Origin of the sequence: Dyadobacter sp. Leaf189 (assembly GCF_001424405.1) — a bacterium.
Classification (GTDB): domain Bacteria; phylum Bacteroidota; class Bacteroidia; order Cytophagales; family Spirosomataceae; genus Dyadobacter.
Map to the genome: position 1 here is coordinate 507,379 of NZ_LMPS01000006.1, position 23,177 is coordinate 530,555.

Annotated in this window: 24 protein-coding genes; 12 read left to right on the top strand and 12 right to left on the bottom strand. The window is 45.7% G+C overall.

The features are described 5' to 3' along the window. Nucleotides 1–120: 120 nt before the first annotated feature. From ASG33_RS20710 to ASG33_RS20750, 9 genes are read left to right on the top strand one after another with little or no spacing between them, the layout of a single operon-like run. Entirely contained in the window at nt 121–654 is a 534-nt protein-coding gene (locus tag ASG33_RS20710) for a hypothetical protein (protein WP_056289949.1), read from the top strand. Continuing rightward, nucleotides 651–1,808: a response regulator gene (locus ASG33_RS20715; protein ID WP_056289952.1), complete on the top strand. Its 1,158-nt coding sequence runs from the start codon at nt 651–653 to the stop codon at nt 1,806–1,808. Before ASG33_RS20710 ends, ASG33_RS20715 begins: the two co-directional genes overlap by 4 nt. A 6-nt stretch (nt 1,809–1,814) precedes the next feature. Further along, complete coding sequence (locus ASG33_RS20720) at nt 1,815–2,153, top strand: STAS domain-containing protein (RefSeq protein ID WP_056289956.1); 339 nt, start codon at nt 1,815–1,817, stop codon at nt 2,151–2,153. Between the two features lie 3 nt (nt 2,154–2,156). Further along, a complete protein-coding gene (locus ASG33_RS20725; protein WP_056289959.1) occupies nt 2,157–2,750 on the top strand; it encodes a hypothetical protein in 594 nt (197 codons plus the stop codon). Next, complete coding sequence (locus ASG33_RS20730) at nt 2,734–3,861, top strand: acyltransferase (protein ID WP_056289962.1); 1,128 nt, start codon at nt 2,734–2,736, stop codon at nt 3,859–3,861. Before ASG33_RS20725 ends, ASG33_RS20730 begins: the two co-directional genes overlap by 17 nt. Nucleotides 3,862–3,887: 26 nt before the next feature. Beyond that, a complete protein-coding gene (locus ASG33_RS20735; RefSeq protein WP_056289965.1) occupies nt 3,888–4,778 on the top strand; it encodes a glycosyltransferase family 8 protein in 891 nt (296 codons plus the stop codon). Between the two features lie 11 nt (nt 4,779–4,789). After that, a complete protein-coding gene (locus tag ASG33_RS20740) occupies nt 4,790–5,548 on the top strand; it encodes a glycosyltransferase (RefSeq protein WP_056289968.1) in 759 nt (252 codons plus the stop codon). A 15-nt stretch (nt 5,549–5,563) separates the two neighbouring features. Then, nucleotides 5,564–6,907 carry a flippase gene (locus ASG33_RS20745; protein ID WP_056289971.1) on the top strand — a complete coding sequence of 448 codons (1,344 nt, stop codon included), beginning with the start codon at nt 5,564–5,566 and terminating at the stop codon, nt 6,905–6,907. Between the two features lie 30 nt (nt 6,908–6,937). Beyond that, nucleotides 6,938–7,789: a glycosyltransferase family 2 protein gene (locus ASG33_RS20750; protein WP_056289975.1), complete on the top strand. Its 852-nt coding sequence runs from the start codon at nt 6,938–6,940 to the stop codon at nt 7,787–7,789. Between the two features lie 5 nt (nt 7,790–7,794). Here the strand turns inward: ASG33_RS20750 and ASG33_RS20755 are convergent, their stop codons facing one another. Together ASG33_RS20755 and ASG33_RS20760 are read right to left on the bottom strand one after the other, a co-directional pair. Continuing rightward, nucleotides 7,795–9,000 (bottom strand): glycosyltransferase, encoded by a 1,206-nt coding sequence (locus ASG33_RS20755; protein ID WP_056289976.1) that lies wholly within the window; start codon nt 8,998–9,000, stop codon nt 7,795–7,797. 12 nt (nt 9,001–9,012) lie between these two features. Further along, nucleotides 9,013–9,837, bottom strand: coding sequence for a hypothetical protein (locus ASG33_RS20760; protein WP_229238764.1), 825 nt, complete (start codon nt 9,835–9,837; stop codon nt 9,013–9,015). A gap of 419 nt (nt 9,838–10,256) precedes the next feature. Here ASG33_RS20760 and ASG33_RS20765 point away from each other — a divergent pair, with 419 nt between their 5' ends. Next, a complete protein-coding gene (locus ASG33_RS20765) occupies nt 10,257–10,856 on the top strand; it encodes an FkbM family methyltransferase (RefSeq protein WP_162242764.1) in 600 nt (199 codons plus the stop codon). Between the two features lie 141 nt (nt 10,857–10,997). Next, on the top strand, nt 10,998–11,354 hold the full coding sequence (locus ASG33_RS20770; RefSeq protein WP_162242765.1) for an Hpt domain-containing protein: 357 nt from the start codon (nt 10,998–11,000) through the stop codon (nt 11,352–11,354). Here the strand turns inward: ASG33_RS20770 and ASG33_RS20775 are convergent. The 9 genes from ASG33_RS20775 to ASG33_RS20810 all read right to left on the bottom strand — a co-directional run bounded on the left by ASG33_RS20775 (nt 11,348) and on the right by ASG33_RS20810 (nt 20,649). Further along, nucleotides 11,348–12,835, bottom strand: coding sequence for an O-antigen ligase (locus tag ASG33_RS20775; protein WP_200942824.1), 1,488 nt, complete (start codon nt 12,833–12,835; stop codon nt 11,348–11,350). The genes ASG33_RS20770 and ASG33_RS20775 overlap by 7 nt on opposite strands. A gap of 11 nt (nt 12,836–12,846) precedes the next feature. Further along, the gene (locus ASG33_RS25985; protein WP_200942827.1) at nt 12,847–12,990 is read right to left on the bottom strand and encodes a hypothetical protein; all 144 of its coding nucleotides are present in this window, start codon (nt 12,988–12,990) and stop codon (nt 12,847–12,849) included. 5 nt (nt 12,991–12,995) lie between these two features. Beyond that, nucleotides 12,996–14,168, bottom strand: a complete 1,173-nt coding sequence (locus ASG33_RS20780; protein ID WP_056289989.1) for a glycosyltransferase — start codon at nt 14,166–14,168, stop codon at nt 12,996–12,998. Next, a complete protein-coding gene (locus ASG33_RS20785; protein WP_056289992.1) occupies nt 14,165–16,348 on the bottom strand; it encodes an AAA family ATPase in 2,184 nt (727 codons plus the stop codon). The genes ASG33_RS20780 and ASG33_RS20785 overlap by 4 nt, the downstream gene beginning before the upstream one ends. Then, on the bottom strand, nt 16,345–17,013 hold the full coding sequence (locus ASG33_RS20790; RefSeq protein ID WP_056289996.1) for a TolC family protein: 669 nt from the start codon (nt 17,011–17,013) through the stop codon (nt 16,345–16,347). Before ASG33_RS20790 ends, ASG33_RS20785 begins: the two co-directional genes overlap by 4 nt. Nucleotides 17,014–17,060: 47 nt before the next feature. Continuing rightward, nucleotides 17,061–18,275 (bottom strand): sugar transferase, encoded by a 1,215-nt coding sequence (locus ASG33_RS20795; RefSeq protein ID WP_056290000.1) that lies wholly within the window; start codon nt 18,273–18,275, stop codon nt 17,061–17,063. A 14-nt stretch (nt 18,276–18,289) separates the two neighbouring features. After that, nucleotides 18,290–18,679 carry a response regulator transcription factor gene (locus ASG33_RS20800; RefSeq protein ID WP_056290003.1) on the bottom strand — a complete coding sequence of 130 codons (390 nt, stop codon included), beginning with the start codon at nt 18,677–18,679 and terminating at the stop codon, nt 18,290–18,292. A gap of 400 nt (nt 18,680–19,079) precedes the next feature. Next, a complete protein-coding gene (locus ASG33_RS20805) occupies nt 19,080–20,072 on the bottom strand; it encodes an energy transducer TonB (protein WP_082489342.1) in 993 nt (330 codons plus the stop codon). Continuing rightward, on the bottom strand, nt 20,065–20,649 hold the full coding sequence (locus ASG33_RS20810; RefSeq protein ID WP_056290011.1) for an RNA polymerase sigma factor: 585 nt from the start codon (nt 20,647–20,649) through the stop codon (nt 20,065–20,067). Before ASG33_RS20810 ends, ASG33_RS20805 begins: the two co-directional genes overlap by 8 nt. 136 nt (nt 20,650–20,785) lie before the next feature. Here ASG33_RS20810 and ASG33_RS20815 point away from each other — a divergent pair, with 136 nt between their 5' ends. Beyond that, nucleotides 20,786–22,651, top strand: a complete 1,866-nt coding sequence (locus tag ASG33_RS20815; RefSeq protein ID WP_056290014.1) for a von Willebrand factor type A domain-containing protein — start codon at nt 20,786–20,788, stop codon at nt 22,649–22,651. Nucleotides 22,652–22,686: 35 nt separating this feature from the next. Here ASG33_RS20815 and ASG33_RS20820 read toward each other — a convergent pair whose 3' ends face one another. Continuing rightward, nucleotides 22,687–23,160, bottom strand: coding sequence for a hypothetical protein (locus ASG33_RS20820; RefSeq protein ID WP_056290017.1), 474 nt, complete (start codon nt 23,158–23,160; stop codon nt 22,687–22,689). Nucleotides 23,161–23,177: the final 17 nt, after the last annotated feature.

Consider the following 23,177-nt stretch of genomic DNA (forward strand, 5'->3'; position numbering starts at 1 on the left):
TCAAAAGTAATAATAAAAATATAGCTTTAACAAATTGTTGTTTCAGACCGCAGGTTTTGTTGAGCAAATGCAAGTAATTGCAATACCGAACCTCCTTTATCCAAAATCCGCGTCAATCAAGTGAAAATTCCTCGTCTGCTGGAAATCAGGCCGATTAGCATTCCCTCCAAAAAGGTACCGGAAAATGCGCTTTTAGAAGCGAAGGTTGACGAAATAGTTCGCCTGATTGGTCACGCCAATGTGGATAGCGGGCAGGCGCAAGAATTTGAGGAGCGCATTTCGGAGGCTTTCCGAATGGCAGAAGCCGCGAGAAAAAGGCTGGCGCCCTACGAAGCGCTGGATCAGGATACGCTGTCACGCGAGGACCTGCTGGAAGGTCTGGAAAAGCTGCTGGCAGAAAACCCGGTCGATAACAGGATTATAGGCAGCAGTCCGGCCCGGAAGGGATTGCAGACTGTCGTAATGCTGATTCTAGGATTTTTACTGATCACCACAGGATTTGCTATGATCATCATGCCGGCCCCGCCCAGCTTTGAAATTGCCACCGTTTTTTATTTCAATATCAATGACGGCGTAACGATCATGGATCTGGTTTCGCTGATGATCATATTTGGAGGAGTTCTCCTGATTGTTTTAAACTTCAGCAAGAAATGATCACGTTCCCGGATCCGCCGACAAGTGTTAAGAAGATCCTTCTGGTGGAAGATAGTCTGCTGTTTGGCAGGGTAATAGAATCTGCATTGCGGAAAGCCGGTTATGAATGTGCCGTTTGCGAATCAGCGGAACGCGCGCTTGATTTCCTGGCGAATGAAATCCCGGACCTCATTATCTCCGACTACGACATGCCCGAAATGAACGGGTTTCATTTCAGGCAAGCCGTTTTGATGAACCCGAAAATCAACGAGATACCTTTCGTTTTCCTTACCTCATTTACCGATAATTCACTGGTACTCGAAGGTTTGAATATGTACGCGCTTGATTTTATCAATAAGGAAACGCCAATCCCGGTGATTATTTCCAAGTTGAACAACATCATTAAGTCGCTCCAAAATGAGCATGTGCGTTCGGTGCGTGAGTTGAAGATCGCGGCGGATGCATTGAATGTAAAATCCATCCCGGTGCGCGAGCCCGAGTTGCCCGGTTTTAGGGTACATTTCTGGCATAAAGGGTTCAGAGGCTATCCCGGCGGCGATTTTATCGACTTTGTCCAGGTGGACGAGCGGTACTGTTTCGCATTCCTGGGCGATATCATGGGTAAGAAATGGAAAGCGTGGTTTTTCACCTTCGGCTTCCTGAGCTATATCCGTGCTGCGATCCGTTTTTGCGTGTTGGACAAAGATTTTGAGCTCGACCAGATTGTTCAAAAGATCAATAAACTAATCTGCCTGGATGAAAGTCTGCAAAACATTCTTTCCAGCCTTTCACTGCTGCTGCTCGACAGCCACACCGGCGAAGTGCATTATACCGGCGCAGGAGACCTTCCGCTGATCGGCTTTAAGGCATCTACCCGGCGCATTGACACAGTACAATCCTCCGGGCTGCTGCTGGGCTTGCTGGAAGAAGGTTTGTACGATAAACAGTCCATTCAAATGCAGTTGGGAGACCAGCTTGCCATTTTTACAGACGGGATGATCGATATCCCTTCCAACAATTCAAAGAAGAGCGACTATCCATTTTTTGTTGAAAAAATAAGCCCTTATCTCGGTCAGGCACAGAGCTTTGAGCTCATCCGAAAGTACGTTTTGGCAATCATCGACGATACGAATCAGATGGACGATGCCAGCATTATTTTTATTGAAAAATTATAAGCTAAAATGATATTACATACCAATGAAGTAGACGGCGTCATTCAGGTTACAATCCTGCCGGAAGAAGCCAACTTGTCAAACTCGGAACTGTTTAAGGAAGAAATGATCAGCCTGATGGTAAATGGTGCCAAGCTGATCATCGTGAGTTTTGAAAACGTCAATTACATCGATAGCTCCTTCCTGGGAAGCCTCGTTGTAGCCCTTAAATATGCATTGCCCCGGAATATCGATATATACCTAGTATCCCTTAAACCGGATGTACATAACTTATTGACACTGATTAGAATGGATAAGGTTTTCAAGATTTATAAAGACCATCAAACTGCATTGGAAACGCTTCGGTAAAGGATGATGGAAACGCGCAACAAGTTTGAGAAGGTGTTCAGATGCGACCTGCAGGAGATTTCAGACATGTTGAATAGCTGTATGGACTATGTGGAGCAGAGTAGAGTGCTAACGAATGATCTGACGGAAGATGTCAGGTCGAGGTTTAAATGGGTAATGACGGAATTGCTGACGAACGCGATCAAACATTCGGGCGTGCCTGAATGCGCAGTATTGATCGTGAATGATCAGAAGAAGCTTGTGCTGGAAAAGGCGGATAAAGGCCTGCCACTTGCGATTAAGCTGGAAAATGGCGGAAAAAAGGTTTCGTGGCCGCTGGAAAGCATTACGCCGCCGGTGGAATTCGAAATATACCAGAACGGGATTGAATCACTCCGGCTGAGTGCACCGAGCACCACGCGGGCTGTTTTTTCAGTGGAAGAAATGGAAAGCAGCGGTAACCCGATGATTTCAGAATTGACGACCGAACATTTCGGATTGCTGATCCTGACAAAAGCTTCGGACGCATTTGAATACGAATACGAGTCACAAACAGGGACGAATACTTTTAGGTGCATCTTTAATTTGAAACCAGACGGCAATGAAGCATCGGTTTGAGGTACTTGATATTTTCCGGGGATTGTTCGCGTCGATGGTATTTCTGTTCCATTTGAGCCCTTTTGCAGCCACGCCGATCATCAACAACAGCTTCGTCGAAAATTCAGATATGTTCGTTGACTTCTTCTTCGTGCTCAGCGGGTTTGTGATCGCGTACAGCTACCAGGCTATTTCATCAGGTGGAGAAGTAAAACTGTTCCTTAAAAAGCGCTTTTTCAGGATCTATCCGCTGCATTTATTCATGCTGCTCACTTTTGTCGCCATCGAGTTTGCAAAAAAATCCATGACAGCCTATGTGAAGGTGAACAATCCGGCAGATCCCGACAATAACATTTACACCTTCATTACCTCACTGTTCCTCCTCAATTCAACCCCGCTTTTTGACCCGAAAGATGTGAGCTGGAACATACCCAGCTGGTCGATCAGCGCTGAAATGGTTGCTTACATTGTGTTTGCATTCCTAACGCTGGCTGTCTTTGTAATGGGTTTACAAAAAATCAAAAACTGGTTCTACGCCGCCATTGTACTGCTCGCAACCATTGCACTCATCTCAGTCCAGAACAGCTTCAAAATAGACTTTACATTCGATTACGGTTTCCTGAGAGGGATTATCGGCTTTTTTCTGGGGGCGATCTGCGTGAATGTTTTCAGGCTCAGCTACGATACTGTATCCCGCCTTTCTTCTCCCCTGTTTTCCGTGTTGGAAGTTTTGGCTGTTGCTGCAATTATCACGATGATCTGCGCAGGAGCTGCCTTGAAGGAGATCGGGCTTGTTTATGAAGTGCTTTTCTTCATTTGCATTTACATTTTCGCATTTGAAAAAGGCGCATTGTCAGGAATGCTCAAAAGCGTGGGCATACTGCATAACCTGGGCAAGTACTCCTACTCGATTTACATGTGCCACGCATTGATGATCAGCCTTTTCAATGTCGCATTCATACGCGTTCTGAAATTTCCCGAAACCGCGTACTCCTATCTCTTCATACTCAACTTTCTCATCATCTACTTTTTCTCCGCCTGGACCTACAAGCATATTGAAATGCGGTTTGCGTACAAGCCAAAAGCCCGGGTCAATAAAAACAGCAAGGAACCTGAATTGAAAACACCCTAATTGTTCGCCAGTTTAATATCTAATGTATGAGCATTAAAGACAAAATCACGATCGTCGTTGCAACCGATAACCACTATGCAATTCTGCTTGGCGCGTTGATCAAATCCATCGAGATGAATCACAAAACGCACGAGAAAATTGATCTGTACATCATCGACGACGGCATTTCTGAGTCCAGCAAGAAGAAGATCCTTGCATCCAGCAACCCGGCAGTAACGACAATGTACTGGCATAAAACTGCTAGCGTGATCCCGCCGAATGTGAAAATCCCGGTAGATAAATCGGCATTCCCGATCACTACTTACCTCCGGCTTTTTGCTCCCTACATTATCCCGAAGGAAACCGAACGTTTCCTGTACCTGGACGTGGATATGATTTTGAAAGAGGATATTTCAAAACTGTGGCACACCGACTTGCAGGATAAAATGTTCGCGGCAGTACCTGATCTGGCCAAAGTAGTGAGCAGTGAATGGGGCGGTGTTCCCAATTACAAAGAACTCGGCTTTGATCCGCAAACCCCTTATTTCAATGCAGGTATGCTGCTCGTGGACCCGATCCAGTGGCGCGCGCAGGATATTTCCAACAAGGTTATCCAATGCATTTACGACAATATTGCCTCTGCCAGCTTCCCCGACCAGTACGGTTTGAATGTGGTTTTGGTAAATAAATGGGTGGTGCTCGACCAGCGCTGGAATACATTCGCTGTGCTGGAAATCAAAGATCCGTGGCTGATCCACTACCTCGATATCAAGCCCATTTTCCAATCCTACAATTGCAACCCTGCCTATAAGGACGAGTTTTACAAATACCTGAGAATGACTCCCTGGAAAGACCACAAGCCGGTTCCTGACTGGGTGAGACTAAGCAGAAAAGCTTACAATAAATTAAGGAAAATCGTATCGGGATACCTCAAATAGAATACTTTCAGATGCATAGTTTCGATGAAATAACTTTACTCGTCACGCATTACAACAGAAGCACTTCCCTGGAAAGGCTACTGAAATCGTTTGAGGATCTTGGCTGCCGGTTCGGGAATATTGTTGTCTCCGATGACGGCAGTAAACCCGAGCACATTACCTACATCAACTCGCTTAAAAACACCTACACTTTTGAGCTGGTAACTACACCGAAAAACCGGGGGCTGGGTAACAACATCAACAAAGGTCAGGACGCAGTCAAAACACCTTACACGCTGTACGTGCAGGAGGATTTTGTTCCGCAGGCGATTTTCCCGGACAAGCTCAAAAGCGCCTTCGGGTTTATGCAGGAACGGAAAGAGCTCGATTTTGTCCGCTTCTATGCCTACTTCAAATATCCGTATCTGAAACCTTATAAAAGCGGGTTTTCTGATATGGTATTCAGTATCTGGAATCCCGGCTACAAGAAGTTCTACTATTACAGCGATCACCCGCACCTGCGCAGGAGCAACTTTTTTGAGCGTTTTGGCCGCTATCCTGAGGGTTTGAAAGTGGAAGTTACCGAATACCGGATGATGATGTCTGTCCTCAAAAACAAAGGAAAGGCATTGTTTTTCGACGAATACACCACGCTTTTCGATCAGGTGAATTCCTCCGCCGAGCCCAGCACGGTTAAAAGAAATTACTGGCGCGAAACAGAGAACCCATTCGTCACCCTTTCCCGGCATTTATACCGGCATTTGAAATTCAACTACGATTACCTGACCTAGTGTCGGCCTGTATTTATGGCTACTGAGAAAAAGGGAAACGACAAGTACTGGCTTAAATCAGGCATTATCAATGTACTGCAAAACCTCACGGGTGTACTTTTCGGCTTTGGCGGATTTTACCTCATGGTGCGGATGCTCGACAAGCATTCATTCGGCGTGTGGACACTCTTTGCCGCGACGACCACCATTTTCGAAATGGTACGTAGCGGACTGATACAGAATGCATTGATCAAGTATTTATCATTCAGCGAACCCGAAGAGCACGACAAGATCCTCTCCGCCTCATTTGCATTGAGTGGCGGTTTGACCCTGGTTTGTATCCTTGTAAACCTGATGCTGGCGACCTACCTGGGCAGGATCTGGAACTCGCCCGATATTGTGCCGCTCTTCTGGGTTTATAGTATTGTATATCTTTTTTCCGGCATTCTGTCGCAGTTTCACTGGATGGAACAAGCCAACTTCCGCTTCAACGGAATCTTCATCACCAACTTCGTGAAGTCGGGTGTCTTCTTCTGTTTTCTCGCTTTCTGCTTTTTTTTCAATGTAAAAATCAGGCTTGTTGAGCTGGTCTATGTGCAGGCAGTTGCATTGTTCCTGGCTATTTGTCTCGAATATTTCTTCGTCAAAGACCTGCTTAATTTCACGCTGAAAATCACAGGAGAATGGGTGAAAAAGCTGCTGAATTATGGTAAATACGCATTTGGGACTTCCATTGGCTCCATTCTTTCAAGTACCATCGATCAAATGATGCTGGGTTCGCTGCTCTCTCCTGCGGCTTCTGGCGCATTCAATATTGCAGTCCGTATTATGAACCTGGTCGACATTCCCACAAATGCAATTGCAGTGATTGTGTTTCCGCAAAGTGCCCGGCGACTGGCCACTGAGGGGGAAGCAGCGATTAAATATTTGTATGAAAAATCGGTAGGTACCATTCTCGCAATCCTGATTCCTGCCCTGCTTTTCCTGTTTTTGTTCCCTGAATTTGTGGTCAGCTTTATAGCAGGAGATAAATACACGGAGACGATCCCGATCCTGAAAGTAACCGTCTTATACTGTGTTCTGATCCCTTTTGGCAGGCAGTTCGGTACAATCCTTGATTCTATCGGCAAACCGAAAATTACATTTGCACTGGTGCTGCTCAGTGCAGTTATTAACCTGGTCCTCAATTACATATTGATTAAACGAATGGGCGTAATGGGTGCTGCTTATGCGACATTGATCTCGAACATTGTCAATTTTGCTATCTCGCAAACGATCCTGAACCGCATTTTACATGTGAACCTGCTTCATACATTTATATACGCATTTAAGTTTTACCCTGAGTTTTTTGCCAAGTATATTAAGCCAAGATTTACCTGATTTCTGCTAACTGTCTTAAAGCCGCATTCAATGTCATTTTTTCAAAACCCGGACTGGCTGGAAAAATATAACTACCCCTACACTGCTTTCGACCAAATCCCCGACCAGGTTTTTGCTGAAATCAACCAGCGGCTGGATTCGAAAAAAGCAGCGGAGCCTTTGGTCACCGTGATGATTGCGGCCTGGAATGAAGAAGTTAACCTGCTTCGCTGCGTGGCAACGCTTTCGGATATGGCAACGAAATTTCCATTCGAGATACTGGTTGTCAATAATAATTCGACAGACAAAACACAGCAAACCATTGACAGCCTGCACGTTAGGACAGTTTTCCAGGAAATACAGGGACCTGGACCGGCGCGCCAGCTCGGACTCGAAAATGCACGCGGCAAGTACATTCTCCTTGCAGATGCAGATTGTTTTTACCCCAGCTCCTGGATGGACGATATGATGCAGGTACTCACACAACCCGGAGTGGTATGTGTTTACGGCAGATATTCTTTCATCAGCGAAGAGGGTTATTCCCGCTGGCAGCTCTCGGTACTGGAAACGGCGAAAGACCTGATTGCAGAATATCGTCACTTGAACCGCCCCTACCTGAATACCTACGGGATCAGCATGGGATTTGTTCGTGAACCAGCATTGAAAATCGGCTTTGTAATGAAGAACGTGCGTGGCGAAGACGGCCGGCTCGCCTATGCATTAATGAGTTACGGAAAAATCAAGCAGGTAAAAGCCAACCGCTCACGTGCCTGGACAGGCGCGCGGACCTTGAAAAGGGACGGTAGTTTTGTAAGTCTTTTTACAAAGCGGGTTGTGAAAGAAATCAAAGGATTGCTCTTCAACCTGCATTCAAAAGCACCAAAAGAAATCGAAAAGTTGTAGCTGAATTACTTTTTCGCGAGTTCGGCGGATAGCAATTCTGAGATTTGCGCAACCCGCTTTTCCCAGGTATTATCCGCAGCAACCTGAATTCGCGCCTGTCTTTTTTCCTCACTGTCCGTCTTCAACGCTTCATTGATCGCTTCCGAGAATGCGGCTGCATTTGAACAAAATGCGACGGAATCCTTTGTGAATTCCTTCAAATCATCATTGAAGTTAATGGAAACCAGCGGCTTACCTGCACCCAGGTATTCAAACAACTTCAATGGGAAAATGGTAGCACTCACTTCATCCCGCTTAAACGGAAGTAGCGCCACATCAAATCCCTTGATCACAGCTGGCATTTCAGAATAAGGTACGCTGCCTGTGAAATGAACATTAGGCGCATTGAAGAACCAGTCCGGTATGTACGATTTATCCATCGGTCCTACGAACACGAAGCTTTTATCCGCATTCATTTTGATCACTTCTTCCAGCATCACATAGTCCATGCGTCGCTCGATGTTTCCAAAATAACCGATGACGGGCTTCCTGATATCTTTCAAAACGGACGCGACCGGCAATGTTGGATCCAGCGCCTTCTGGCTGTGGGTTACATCGGCTGCATTAGGGATAAAGTAGGTGTTTGCATTCAGCTTTTTACTTTGATTATAAAGCTGGCGGGCTGTGCAAAATACGATATCGCTTTTCCGAAGCAGCTGGTTTTCAGAAACTTGACCGTGACGCGCATCAAATGGAACAATGATCGGGTCAACACAATGGTAAGCGGCCAATTTCGGATGCAGCCCGTCCATTAAGCCCGGATAATGGAAATTGAAGGAGTTAATGAAAATGAAATCCTTGATATTGTATTTCCTGATAACCCTTTTAAGCTTGGCGCGGATCAGCAGTTCGTTAACTTTCAGCAAAGACCGGAATAAAAATCCCTCGGGTAAAAAATTAATAGATAATAAAACGGGCGGAATAATGACCTTGAAATTAGGGTTATCCGTATCAATTACTTTATCATCAAACACATCATGATATCCCTTACGTTTCTCATTCTCAGGCTCATTGCGGAGACGCATATAATCCTTTATGGTAAACGGATGTTCCACATAAAAAACCTGATTATCACGAGCCAGCATTTTGGCGATTGTATAATTCGTCGATTCGATTTTTGAATCAAACCGGGGCAAGCCAAAAATGATCAATTGTTGTCCCTCTAATTTCATCACCAATCGTTTTCAGACAAAAAATTCATTTACATAATTCCGGACTTCTTCATCTGTTTTTGCATGCAGGATCTTAGCTCCGGAGAATTGCGGATATAACTTCTGAAAACACTTAAAATGATGCTCGGGTCCCTTCCTGGAGAAGATCAGATTGGTCCCTCCAAAGTAACTTGCCAGGGTTGCAGTTCCACCATGAATGGATATAAACTTGCTTGCATTGGCATATACCATAAACTGCAAGTGATTGAAATTGTTGGCCTTACCCTCGTTTTCTCTGTAAAGATCTTCCATCAAGATAACCTCAGGGTGATTTATTTTAAGCCACTCATACTCCTTCAAATCATACACCTCGCTGTTGTCCATAGTGATTTGTTCGGGGCGGGGACGATTGTAAATAATGGTATACTTACTTGTAAGTGAAGAAATTATAAATTCCAGAAGCTCGATGCTGTAAAAGCTTACCGGCGGGCCATCCCATTCCATATTATAGCGGTTTGCTATAATTACAATTGGCTTATCATAAATGTAAATATCATTCTTATAAACATCTTTCAGTGGTACCGGCAGCCACTTGGACATATTATAATCCTGGCTGTAGAGCACGCGCGGCATTTCAAAGTTCTTGTTACCCGGCTCCGTTCTGATATCGAATTCTTCGGTATGTTGTGGCGAAAAAAAATAGAGTTCTTTGGTGTACTTGGGGGCACTTGTACTTTTAAGTGTACCGTTTTTATAATGCCAATATGCAAATGGGAGAACAAATTGAAGTTCACACGCAAACTCGCCCTCGAATGAAAGTTCTTTGTATTTGGGTCGGAAAATATAATCTTTTAACAAATACTTAACCTGGACCAACTTGCAAGTATACGTATGGCGATAAAAGTACCTAAGATCCGGGGGTAATTTCCCGTATTTGATCAAGACAAAGAAACTCAGTATTTTGTTTAACATGGTTGAAATTCCTGATCCGAAAAAGGGTTCATAACTCTTACCTTCCACCAGTAAAAATACACAAGAATTAGATCCTGTTTAGCAAACTTGGGCTAAAAGTGCTAAATTTAGAAAGGGTAGTCTCGACCCAAAAATCATCAGCAACGATCTAGCTTGACATTACATTAATTGCCATGAAAAATCTTATACGATATCTGCTTCAAAAAACACTGTCTTTTAAAAATTATCTCTTCCTATTTTCCTTATACTCAATTAAAACCATTGAGGCTGGAAAATACGAACGGGAATTTTTATACTTTTTGAAAATGATTAAAAAGGACGGTATCATACTGGATATCGGTGCTAACATTGGAATTACCGCAGCGCCGCTCGCAAAGCACCATCCCAACGCAGAGGTTCACGCATTTGAACCCATTTCTGAAAATTTTTCTGCATTGGAAAGGGTTGTCCGTTATTTGAAACTGAAAAATGTAAAACTGTTCAATATTGCATTGGGAAGTGAGTCGGGAACTTTGAAGATGATCATGCCAGAGCGCGGAAATTCTCGGATGCAGGGATTGAGCAAAGCATATGAAGAGGGAGCGAATGAAAAAGGGGTTGTATACCAGGTCCCATTGAAAAAGCTGGACGATCTCTACCCTACCGAGACAAATATCAATGCGATCAAGATCGATGTAGAAAACTTTGAACTTGAAGTATTTAAGGGGTCGCTGAAAGTTTTAGAGAACAACAAGCCTATGATTTACTGCGAGTTATGGCAAAATGATAACCGCACTCAAGTATTTTCCCTCCTGGGTGGTTTCGGATATAAGTCCTATGTTTTTAACGAAAATACCGAATCAATAGAACCGGTGCAGATCTCGGATTCATTGCCGGCGGGCAACTTCTTTTTTATTCACGGCTGAGCCGAATAATAACTGAGGATGTTCGTTGGAAAAGCCAACGTGTTCTGGCAGATTGCTATAATAGTGTTAGCTTTGTAAATAATGCTGATCACAGATCAGCAACTTACTTATGAATAACCCCTCGAAAAAATGTACCCCGCAATGAACAACTCACACGACGAAACCTCATTGATTGATTTTGCTTATCTGCAGGAAATTACCGGCGGAGATGCCGAATTAAAAAGCGAATTGATCAGCATGTTTGAATCTGAAACTGTTATCCAGCTTGACAGTATCAGAACAAATTGCAAAGCAGGTGATCTTGACATGCTGAAACAATCCATTCATAAATACAGATCTTCTCTGTTTTCAGTCGGGCTACTTAATACCGCTGCCAAATACAAGGAAATTGAATCAGCTTTGAAAAGAAATGAAACTGTCCCGGATCTTGCGATTCAGCTTGCAGATTTGGAATTGGAATCGAATGCAGGTTTGGAAATTCTTAAATCTGATCAATAATTTCCCTTTACACTTTTTGCTGTTTCCTTTTTATCAATCAGATAGGTTGTGTGCACAATAGCTGCTGCAATGTAAAAAAGGATATTATTAGGAAATTGCACCAAAGCTTCCTGCGGAAAGTTGCCGATATTAAGTGAGAAAATAACCAAAGTCATCGCGAGACAATAGGTTCTTAGTTCCGGATTTTTAATGCGGTAAAAGTTATTGATCCCCATTTTTAATACCGAATACATTAAAAAACAAAAGATCAGTAAGCCGATCCAGCCCAGCTCGACAGCCACACGTATGTAACCGCTGTCAGGCGGGAAAGTTGCCAGGAAAGAATTCGGCGAAAATCGTGCACCCCAGGCACCGGTTGATCCCAATCCACCGCCAATGGGGTGTGTCAAAATGTAAGGTTGTATTCTCTTCTGGTTGGCCTTTCTTACATTGAAAGATGCATCATCGGAAGGCCGGAATGCAGTTTGAAAGCGCGCGATCGTCGGATTTGAGGTGGGGATAATGATCAGGATTATGATAAAAACGGCCGCCACGCAGGAAGCAAACATGATCTTTTTACTGAAATTCAGTAATGCGAACGGTATCAGCGAAGCGGGTACCAGCACATAAGCACCCCGCGTTCCGGAATAGAGCATCGCCAGAAGAAATGCCCCGATCATTACAACCAGGATAATCCTTTTGGCCAGGCTTTGTCTGGCCGACAATAAGGCGACGCATATCAGACTGGCGCCGACCATGGTGTAAGAAAAAGAAACCGGGTCAGAAAAAATCGAATATTTTCTCCACGCGCCATTGATATACAACAGGCTCACCTGCATGGGATCGCTCCATAAGTCGGCGAGCTCTTGCGGAGCGATGCCGATATATTCCTGCTTGAAACCATATATTGCACCACAAACTGCAAGTACCAGCCAGGTTTTCAGCACGATACGAATTGCTTCGACGGATCGGAGGTAGTATACAAAAACAAAATACATGATCGTAACTGCCGCAACAGACCGCACCGTGTACACCCAGGCCAGCCGGGACTCAGCCCAGGGATTTGCCACCTGGATCAGATTGTAACCGATCCATACCAATATCATGATGGATACCGGATTCTTGAATGTACTGATATTCCAGTCTCCTTTTTGTTTCAACTTGATCAGAAAACCGACGATCAGCAGTGCTTCCAGTCCGTCCATCAACGTTCCGAGCGGGAAATTGATACCGAACCGCAGGATAAAAAAGAGGAAAAAGCCCATGATCAGCAGCACCACAATACCGAATATCGGGTAAACAACCACTGCATACACCGCCGGAATAGCTACCATCGCCACCAGCACCATCAGGCCAGCGACCATACCACCATAAATTGTAGCAAGCCCCAACCCGATCGCAGCCAAAGCCAGCAGCACCATACCGACCGGCGTACTTACCTTATCGATAATGGGCAAATGGATAGAGCGCCTCTCTGATTCAGCTGATAATTCGTATTTCAATATGGTAACTATTAGAAAAACAGGATCTTAAAAAAGAAAACAAATACGCTGGCAAATGCGATGATGAGCGCGATTGTGCGCGTGAGCGTCTGAAGTTGTGTGAGTTCAGGATCGTTCGATTTTTTTTTTGCTTTTTGAGAAGGGAATACTTTCATACTGATCAGGGTGCTTTACGGTAATTGTGCTTGGTTGCAACTGAAATCTTATTCGCTTTTCTGGCTTTAAGCAGCGAAAGCACCTGATAATACATGAAGACCGGAATGGAAGTAAGCGAGCGGAGAATGCGTTTGTCAACCGAACTGTCAAACAACGGAACAAGGAACCCGGCCACAAAAGTGAGCAAAGCTGCCAGCCACCACGCACTCATCAATGGATCAATCCAAAAATTCACAAGCATGAACAGTACTGAGATAATCAGAAAAATGAAAAGGGGCGGCCGCAAAAGCACAAACCCAAAAAGGAATTGGTTCCAGTTCAGGTTCTTTACTCCGCTGAAAATCAGATCAAATCCAAACTTAAAATACTTGAACCAGGTATTGATCCAGCGCGAGCGCTGGTTAACAAGCTGAGTTGATTCAGAAGTTTTTTCATCCCACACCACAGCCTCTTCCCGAAAAGCAATGCGGTGCTTCCGTGTGATGATTTCTTTTTGAAGTATTTTGTCAAAACCCGCACCCACTATATCCAGATTGCCGAGCGCCTCTTTGTACAACGCTACCGTAAACGCCATTCCGGAACCCGAAAGTGTCGCCGACGAGCCCGCTTCAAACAGCAGTTGACCATCATAAAAATGGTAGTAAATGTCGCGTGCAGCGTCCAGACACGCATAAACCGAGTCGAGGTTCTTTGCTTTACGTACACCCTGAACCGCCACGAAGCCGTCATTGAAACAAACATCCAGCTCGTTGAGCAGCTCCGGATCTACGATATTATCGCTGTCGATAATGACAAGCCGCTCGTGCGCTCTCCTGAAATGGTTGATCGCAAAAAAGTGAGAACGCGTATTGCTCGCCAGCACAGTCGGCGGGTGCAATACGATTACCCTGTCACTTTCCAGGTTCAATCCCGACGCGTCGCATTTGTCAGCGACCACGTACACCAGGTAATTGGAATAGTTAAGTTTTGATATGGAAGCAATTACATCCGGCAACTGCTGGGTTTGCTCATAGGTCGCTACAATCAGCGCGTAATCTGCTTCGGGGTGTTTCTCAGGTTTCCCGGTTGCTTCTTCTTTTTTGGTAAACAGATTAAACATCAGCAGCAATACCGGAAAAATCAGGTAAAAGCCGATCGCCATCTGGCATAACCACCATAAGAACCAGACTATTGTCATTCCGCCACGTGTTTGGAGACCCTACCCGATTGTTTCAAAATATCCTGCGCGCCGGTTAATACCCAGCCAGCCATTTTTCCATTGAGACCTTTCAGATACTCGATTTTTGAACGGTCGTCATAAGAAATACTGTGTCCGCTTTCAAAAACAGCCACAACCGCATCTGAGAATGTGATCCATTCCTTGGCTTTGTTCATCGACACGAGTGAACCTGCGTCCACCAGGATGGTATCATATTGTGTTTTCAATGTAGCCAGTGCTTCCTTGATCCTCGTTTCATCGGCGAGTTCAAGGAGCGAAACATCACCACCTTTATTGGCCAGGATCGAAATCGAACCATGCGCAGCAGTCGTGACCGTGTCTCCTTTGGTAAGGTAATCTTCCAGGTACCGCGAGCCTGTATTAAGCTTCGTGATATCAGCTGCATTGAAGTTTCCATCAATAATCAACACCCTTTTGTTGATCTTGGAAAATGCCCACGCAAGGCTCAATGTAAGCAAAGTTTTTCCGCTTCCTTCCGAAAGGCTGGTGATCGAAAGGATCTTTGGATCGGGAAATTCATTGTCCAGCTCAAAGCGAATGGAGCGGATCAGGTTCCTGAATAATTCGATTTTACCCTCACTCGTATGCTCATTCTGCAACTCACTGATACGGAAACCACCTCCGAGCTGATTAACAAAACCAAGCACCGGCCGGTCGGTCGCATTGGCAAGCTGCTGCGGGTACCGGATCGATGAGTCGAAAAAGTAAAGGATAAAGAGGATAAACAAGCAAAATGCGAAGCTGATCACTCCTGACAGTATAACCAAAACGATCTTTTTAGAAGGCTGTATTACACCTGGAAGTGCTTTTTCCGCGACTTTGAGTGTTGCAGGAAAGCTCGACGCCAGCCGCGCATCGTTATATTTTTGCAATGCTTCCATATACTCGCGGCCTGCTATATCAATCGCAGTTTCAAACTCCTGCACCCGTGCTTCATTGGGTACCAGGCCGTCGAACTTGTTGTTCAGCGTTTTCAGCTCTGCTTCAATAGTTGCCAGACTGTTCGCCGCGAGGTCCCGCTCCACTTCCATGGTCAGCTTTTGGGTAACCAGGTTCTCCTTGAGCGAGAGCGGACTGTACACATACCTGTCAGTAGACTCGTTAATCTGTGCCGACAATTTGGTCTGGATCGAGTCGAGCCCAGCTTTATATTTCGGGTCAAAGTTGCTTTTTACATAAGCTTCATTCAACGCGCGGAGCCGCTGTTTTGTGGCGACAATGCTCTGGTTAATGCCCGAAACCGCACTTTCGAAGTATTTGCGATCATTCGCACTGAATCGATTGTCAATATTCCGGATCGCCACACCGTACGCAATCACATCTTTCTTGGCAACTTCTCTTCTCAGCTCAAACTCCGCCATTTGTCCGTACAAGCTTTTTGCCTGTTCGTCCAGGTTCAAAACCCGGTTCTTGATCTTATAATCACGCAATCCGTTCATCTGAACGCGGAGCGCCATTCTTTTTTGTTCGAGAAAATCGGCAAGGAAGCTGATGGTACGGTTGTAAGTATCCGTCAGCCTGGCAGAGTACATTTTGATAAACTCGCTGCTAAGCGTATTGATCACAAACGATGCCATTTGTGAATCGTCCGACTCGTATTCAATGTTTATAAAATCACTGTTGGACAGTCGGAAAATGGTCAGCTTCTTCTGCACAGACTCGGCGTCGTAGCCCATGTCCTTCAAAATAGCCAGCAACTTCTTCTCCTGCGGAACCGCTGGCGAGAGCTCCTGTTGTGTCTTGTACTTTTGCGTAAGCACATTCACAGCCTGGGCGCGGGCATTTTGGTCCAGTGCCTGTAAGTCTTTGGAAGCCGATCTGAAATCATCCTTCTCAGCCGCTTTCAGATCGTGAAGCAGTAACTGATAAGAAACCTGATCGAGTACCTTCTTTTGCGACATCATTTGTATGATGTTGTCAAACTTCCTGGCAATCTCGAAATCCTGCTCAGTGCCGCTGCTCATCAAACCCTGCTCCGTTTTGTCAACCAAGCCTGTTGCAATGCTTCCGTGCGATTTGAACTGGTCGGGAAGCGCTTTCACCAAAAAGTACGCTGCCACAACTGTGATCAGCGGAACAAAGATCAGTACGAACTTATTTTTATATAGTATTCTCAGAAATTGCGAGAGCTCTGTCATTTGATGTCTTCCAATTTTTGTCCCAATAATTCTTCCAGCGCGCTTTTAGAGATAAGCACATCTGCCTCCGCCGATACCTTGGCCTGCTGCCTGTCCGAAATGACCACCAGCGCTTTACTATACTCTTCCAGCGTGGTTTCGCCCTTTTCGTATTTGAATTTGAGCTCTTCGGCCAATGCTTCCACATCGTGCAATGCATCTGCCTTGATCCGCAGCAGCACTTTGTATTGCGCATATGCAATGTAACGCTGCTTCACGTCGGCTTCCAGGTTCAGCATGTATGTGTCGCGATCGTGCTCAACAGCCTGCAATTCGCTTTTGGCCTGCTTGATCAAAGCCGGCTTTTGCAGCAGTGAGCCGATGTTCACGAAAAAACCAAACTGGTATCCATTCAGAAAATTGGGGTTTATGGAGCTCGCCAGCCGATCCGGGCTATACAGATAGGAGAATGAAAGGATTTCAAAATAGGAAAGCTTCAACTTTTTGGCATTGTAAGTGCCTGCGTCAACCCGTGACTGATATAGCTTCAACTTAGGGTAGTTTTTTTTGGCGATCTCAACCAGCTTCTCTAAGTAGGGAAAGGAAAGTTCGTCCGACAATGCATTTTGTGCCTTTGCGGGAGCCAGTGAGATCAGGAAAATTAATAGTGAGCAGAAATATTTCATTGAGAGAATTTAAGTGAGTAGTAGTCAGGAGGGGATTGGGGAGGTATCTAAACGTTTTCGGATTGTAAAAGTGCGGGGAAGGTTTTTAGGATAATCTGCATATCCATTTTGAATGAAAACTCCTTCGCATAAGTAATGTCAAGCTGCGTCCTCTCCTCTTCCGACATATCTGCTTTTCCTTTTCCTCTCTTGGTAACCTGCCACAGTCCCGTTAAGCCGGCTGGTCCTGCAAAACGGAAAATCTTGTCGTCGGTTGTCATTTTTTCAGCCTCATAAAGCGGCAACGGCCGGTTGCCCACCAGCGACATATCGCCTTTCAGGATGTTGATCAGCTGTGGAAGTTCGTCGATACTTGAATTGCGCAGGAACTGGCCGAACCGCGTGATCCTCGGATCGTTCTGGAACTTCATAAATGCGGCTTTTTGCTCCTTCTGGAAGTGGTACAGCTTTTCGCAGATTTCCTTACCATCGTGGAACAGCATGCTTTTGCATTGGTTTCCGGCCTGGCACTCCGCGCACAGCCCGCTGTGTTCCATCTGCTGTACCGGCTCCGTCGATTTATTGTACATACTCAATGCGGCCATTTTGCGGATCTGCTGGTCTGCATCGGTACGCATGGTGCGGAACTTGTAGAGGTCGAAAATCTTGTAACCGCTCCCTACCCTTTTGGATTTGTAAAAAACAGGCCCTTTCGAATCCAGGCGGATCAGGATGGCGACGATAATGAACACCGGCAGCAGCAAAAGGACAGCCGTGCCTGTGGTGATGATATCAATACTACGCTTCCATAAGGGCGTATGCGCACTTTGGTCGCCAATCTTCTGCAGTGCCTTGTTGGCAACATACCACTGTCTTTTCTTGAAGTACTTAATCCTGGTGATCAGGTCCCCATCGTCGAAGCGGACAGAGAAGATATCGTCTGCGTGCTTCTGACGTGCAGTTTCGATGGACGCGCGCGTCAGCTTGTCGACCATGAGTACAAACGGGATATTGCCAAAACCGGCAGAGCTCCGGATATAATCGAGCAGCTCAATGCCGCCGCTGTTCTCGTGCGCTATGATCACATCTGCCGGAAAATTTTCCTGGAGTGCAGCAAGCAGGTTCTCGCGGCTGCTGAAATACTCTACCTGCAGCGAGTCGGCGAAGCGTTCTGTGAAATTAATGTAATGATCAAAATCGACGTTCAGGTACATAACCCTGAACTGAGCTGTGTAAGACTTCGTCTCAGCGCCCGGCGTCTGGATTTCGCTTGCAGTTTCCATCTTTTCTAAACTGATTAGGAGTATCGTTTGGCGCGGCGGAGTATCGCATTGATCTTGGCGTGTACCTCCATCGGGTTAAATGGTTTCACCATAAAATCATCCGCTCCCAGGTTCAGGCACTGGATACGCTCGCTGCTCTCGTCGGAGCCGGACAGGATGATGATGGGTATCTCTGAGTAGAGGTTACTCGCTTTGGTCACTTTCAAAAATTCCTTTCCGCTCAGGTTGGGCATATGCAGGTCCGCAATGATCAGATCGGCGTGATTGCCTTCTTCCAGCCAAAGCATACCCTCTGAACCGTCACTTTTAATGATAACGTTAAAATCTTTCTTTAAAAAATGCTCTAATATTTTGGTGATACTCGGCTCGTCGTCGATGATCAACAAACTTCTTTTAATGTCCATGGTGATGTAAAAAATGAATCAAATGCTGGTATAGATCTAAAAACGTGTTGGTTAAACCATCAGAATTCATCGAAGTATGCGCTCAAACTAGTTGACTTCATGCCTAAGTATCAGATGGAATTATTTTGTAGATTTAGTCATAATACTTTTCATAACAAAACAGTAAGTTCAATTGTATTACACTGGTTTTGTTCATTCCTACTGTCCTTATTCATTGTTTAGGTTGATTCTAAGTTATTCAGGACAATAGCAAGCTATTATGGTTAAAGAGAGATGAGTTGTAGAGAGTAGGTAGTAAAATTATGCACTGGGAACTACATCACAAAAAATACCCGGCAGAATTTGAAAAAATTTTGCAAATTAATTCTACGTAAAATGTAACCAGTTGAGGCTGTTCGGATTATTTGGAAGCGTGGAAGTAAATCGCTACCTCAGCAGTCGCGTCGATCGGACTGCCATTCTGCTTCGCCGGAGTCCATGCCGGACCTTTACGTACAACCTCGATAGCAGAAGAATGAAGGGATGATTTGCCGGTGGCTTTAATATCAGCAAGTGTCCCGTCGGCTTTTACAACGAAGCTGACGATCACCGTTTCGCTCCCCTCAAAAGCGGGTGTATTTTGCTGAATGTAGGAAAGGTATTGTTGCCAGCCTGCCTTTGGCTGCGGCTTATCAGTTGACAATGCATCGGAATGTTCACTCACCGCACCATCAGAAACAAGCCGCGACGAAGACCTGCTCAGCTTCGCAGGAGCCGCTCTTCCCAGCGACTGAATGGAAGAAGGAGGAGCAGAAAATGCGGAAGGTACAGGTTCAACCACAGCCACTCTGGCTTTAATAAAATCAGAATCAGTGCTGATATTCTCATCTAAAGATGGTGCAGCAGCGACAAGCGGCTCTGGCTTCGCCGAAAGTTGCTCAGCCTGTCTCCGCGCGGGGCGCTGCTTTTTCCCGGGCAGTTCGGGAGCTGCTGCAATCGGCGCTGCATTTACGTTTGCATCTGGCACCGGGCCGGCGGGCTTGATTACCGGCTTTTCAATAGGCGCAGGCCCTTTACTTACTGTTTCGACGACGTTGTCTTTGGTCAAAACAATCCACAGGATCCCAGCTGTTATGATGATGGAGGCGGCGGAGGCGTAAGTCCATAAACTGGTCTTCCGTGATCCATTCTCCGCAGTTCTTGCTGCCAGCTTAGCAGCCAGTTCTGCATGGAGCGTTTCGGCTTGGGCAGAGGTCGGGTTGAGAAATGCAAATCCTTCATAAGCCTCCGCAAATGCAGGATCAGAGAGAAGCCGCTTCTCAAAAGTATGCTGCTCCTCAAAAGACATTGCGCCGCTCTGGTAGCGTACAAAATCTTTCAGGTTAATGGGGGAACGTTGATTAAACTCAGCCATTTCTTTCCATACATATTTTCAGGTTCCGCTTCCCGTTCTGGATATAGCTCTTCACTTTCTCTAAACCAAACCCCGTTTCTGAGGCAATTTCCCGGTAACACTTGCTCTCCATATAAAACAAGTTTACGGACAGCTTTTGCTCGGGCGACAAGGTTGCAATACACTTTTCAAGCCACACCAGCTGCTTTTCCTCAAACATATCCGTCTCCCCGGAATCAACTCCCGCCAGCTGCTCCAATGCCTCTTCCGTATGCTCCGCTATTGGAACAAACACTTTTGCCGAACGCAGCTGCATTAAACAGTAGTTCCTGGTCACCGAATGCAGCCAGCTGCTGAAATGCTGCACTTCATGGACCCGCAGATCTTTCACAAGCTTCTCAAAAATCTGCATTACTGCATCTTTTGAGCGGTTATCATCTTTAAAATATTTGAAACAAATCCCGAAAACGGCGTCCATATAAGGTTCATACAAAGTCCCCAGCAGTCTGAGGTCGCCGGATGCGCGGTACGCTTCCAGCAGCTCAGGCTCCGTAAGCGGATGCTGATGCTGTTTTGTAAAAACCTTTAAAAACCTCACATGAATATGCTTGAAGAAAATGCATTCAACTAATACCTGGATGCAGGCGGCGGCTCTTTTCCATAAAAACTCTGAAAACTTTTATGGAAAAACTTTCCGGTCTGCATCCAGTCAATAAACTAAAACTTTATTAACCATGAAAGGAAAGATCGTAATACTCCTTGCTTTATTCCTAAGTGCTTTTGCCGTGGTACCCAACAAGGTCATCAGAGGGCAGGTAACCTTTAATAATCAGCCGGTAGCAGGCGCCCGCATTTCCCTCGACGGCAGCAAAACAATTGCTACCACCGATCAGCAGGGAAAATTCACCATTTCCATTCCCGACTTCACCAAACCGCTCCAAGTAGCAGCTCCGGGATTTAAAACGCAGCTGGTGACGATCACCTCCTCCTCTTTCCTGGATATTGTGATGGAAAAAGCAGAGGCTGACTTCGATAAGCAGCGACTAACTGTCGGCATTTACGAGCAGGCCGTAAAGAAGGTGAGCCCTCAATTTGCAGGAATGTCGGCCCCATTGCCATCTTCCAATGTAATGCGGCGCAGCAGTCCGCTGACAGATGTCACAAATGAATCTTATAAGCTGATCAACGAAAATGGCTTTCAGGTAACAGGCCAGCAGGCAGTTACTACCTTCGCCGCAGATGTGGACCGGGCTTCTTACAGCAATATCCGCCGGTACCTCACCAACGGCAACCTCCCTCCTGCTGACGCAGTGCGGATCGAGGAAATGATCAATTACTTCGATTACGACTACCCGCAACCAAAAGGCGACTCGCCCATTGCGCTTACCACGGAATTGACGGACTCACCCTGGAACAAGGGACTTAAATTGTTGCATATCGGTATGCAGGCGAAAAAAGTAGCTGTACAAGATCTGCCAGCTTCCAACCTGGTGTTCCTGGTGGATGTTTCCGGGTCAATGACTGATGAAAATAAACTCCCGCTGGTGAAGCAGGCGCTCAAATTGCTGGTGGGCCAGCTGCGGGAGCAAGACAAGATCTCCATTGTTGCTTATGCCGGCGCCGCAGGCGTCATCTTACCTCCTACTTCGGGAAGTGAAAAGTCGAAAATTAAGGATGCTCTTGACAAGCTGGAAGCAGGCGGCTCTACCGCCGGAGGTGAGGGCATCGAGCTTGCTTATGATCTTGCCGCTGCGCATTTTATATCCAAAGGCAACAACCGTGTGATCCTGGCGACAGACGGTGACTTTAATGTGGGTGTTTCCAGCGAGGCAGGCTTGCAGCGGCTCATCGAGCAGAAAAGGAAAAGCGGCATTTTCCTCAGCGTAATGGGTTTTGGAATGGGCAATTACAAAGATAACCTGGCTGAAACGCTGGCCGACAAAGGAAATGGCAATTATGCATACATAGACAACCTGCAGGAAGCAAAAAAGGAATTTGTGCACGAATTTGGCGGTACATTATTTACGGTTGCCAAAGACGTTAAAATCCAGATTGAATTTAATCCCTTGCACGTGCAGGGTTACAGGCTGATCGGCTATGAAACCAGGGCACTCAAAAACGAGGAGTTCCACGATGATAAGAAAGATGCGGGAGAAATGGGCTCGGGGCACATTGTCACTGCGATTTACGAGCTTATTCCGGCAGGTTTTAACAGCGAATACTTACCAAAAACAGATCCGCTGAAATACCAGAAAAACAACATTTCAGCAACTGGAAAAACAGACGAAATGCTCACGATCAAAGTTCGTTACAAAGAGCCTGACAGCGAGAAAAGCCAGTTGTTTGATCTGCCGGTAGGTAACAGCTCGCGTCCATTTGCAAGCTGTTCAGAGAACCTCAGGTTCTCCGCAGCAGTTGCCGAGTTCGGACTCTTGCTCAGAGATTCAGAGTTCAAAGGCGAAGCTACTTACGGAGATGTGATCAGCAAGGCGCAAAATGCATTGGGGAAAGACAATGAAGGGTACCGGGCTGAATTCGTGCAGCTTGTAAAAACGGCGCGGTCTTTACAAGACCCGAAGGAAACTGCAATCAAGGAGTAATAAAAAAGAGAGAGCCCGGCCGGGCTCTCTCTTTTTTACTTTAAGGATTTGAACTTCAATGCGATTTTGGTGACGTTCGGGTAGTCGTAGGCGGTGCTCTGGGTTTTCATGATGAATGAACTTTCATCGACATCGCCCGGAGCGATTGTCCAGTCGCCGGGTGAAGGTGACGCGCCGGGCAAGCCGACCGTGATCTTGTTTTCATTCAACTTCCATTGCAGCTTGAATGGTTTTGATTCCCCCTTGAATACGCCTTCAAAATTCCCGTCTCTACGGATTTCAACAATCTCCATGTAACGTTGAAAATCAATCCCACCGAATTGCTGCATCATTTTCCCATTCTCAAATGTAACTGCATCATTTACCCTGATCTCATCTATTTTCCACTTCGGAGCAGCAGTAAGAAACTCAGCAGCTTCCTTTGAATCTCCGGCCGTGTTGTTGCAGGAAATCAGAAATGTAATCAGTGCAAAGAGCGTCAGCAAAGACGGAAAAACGGGATTTCTCATTGATATAAAACAGGATT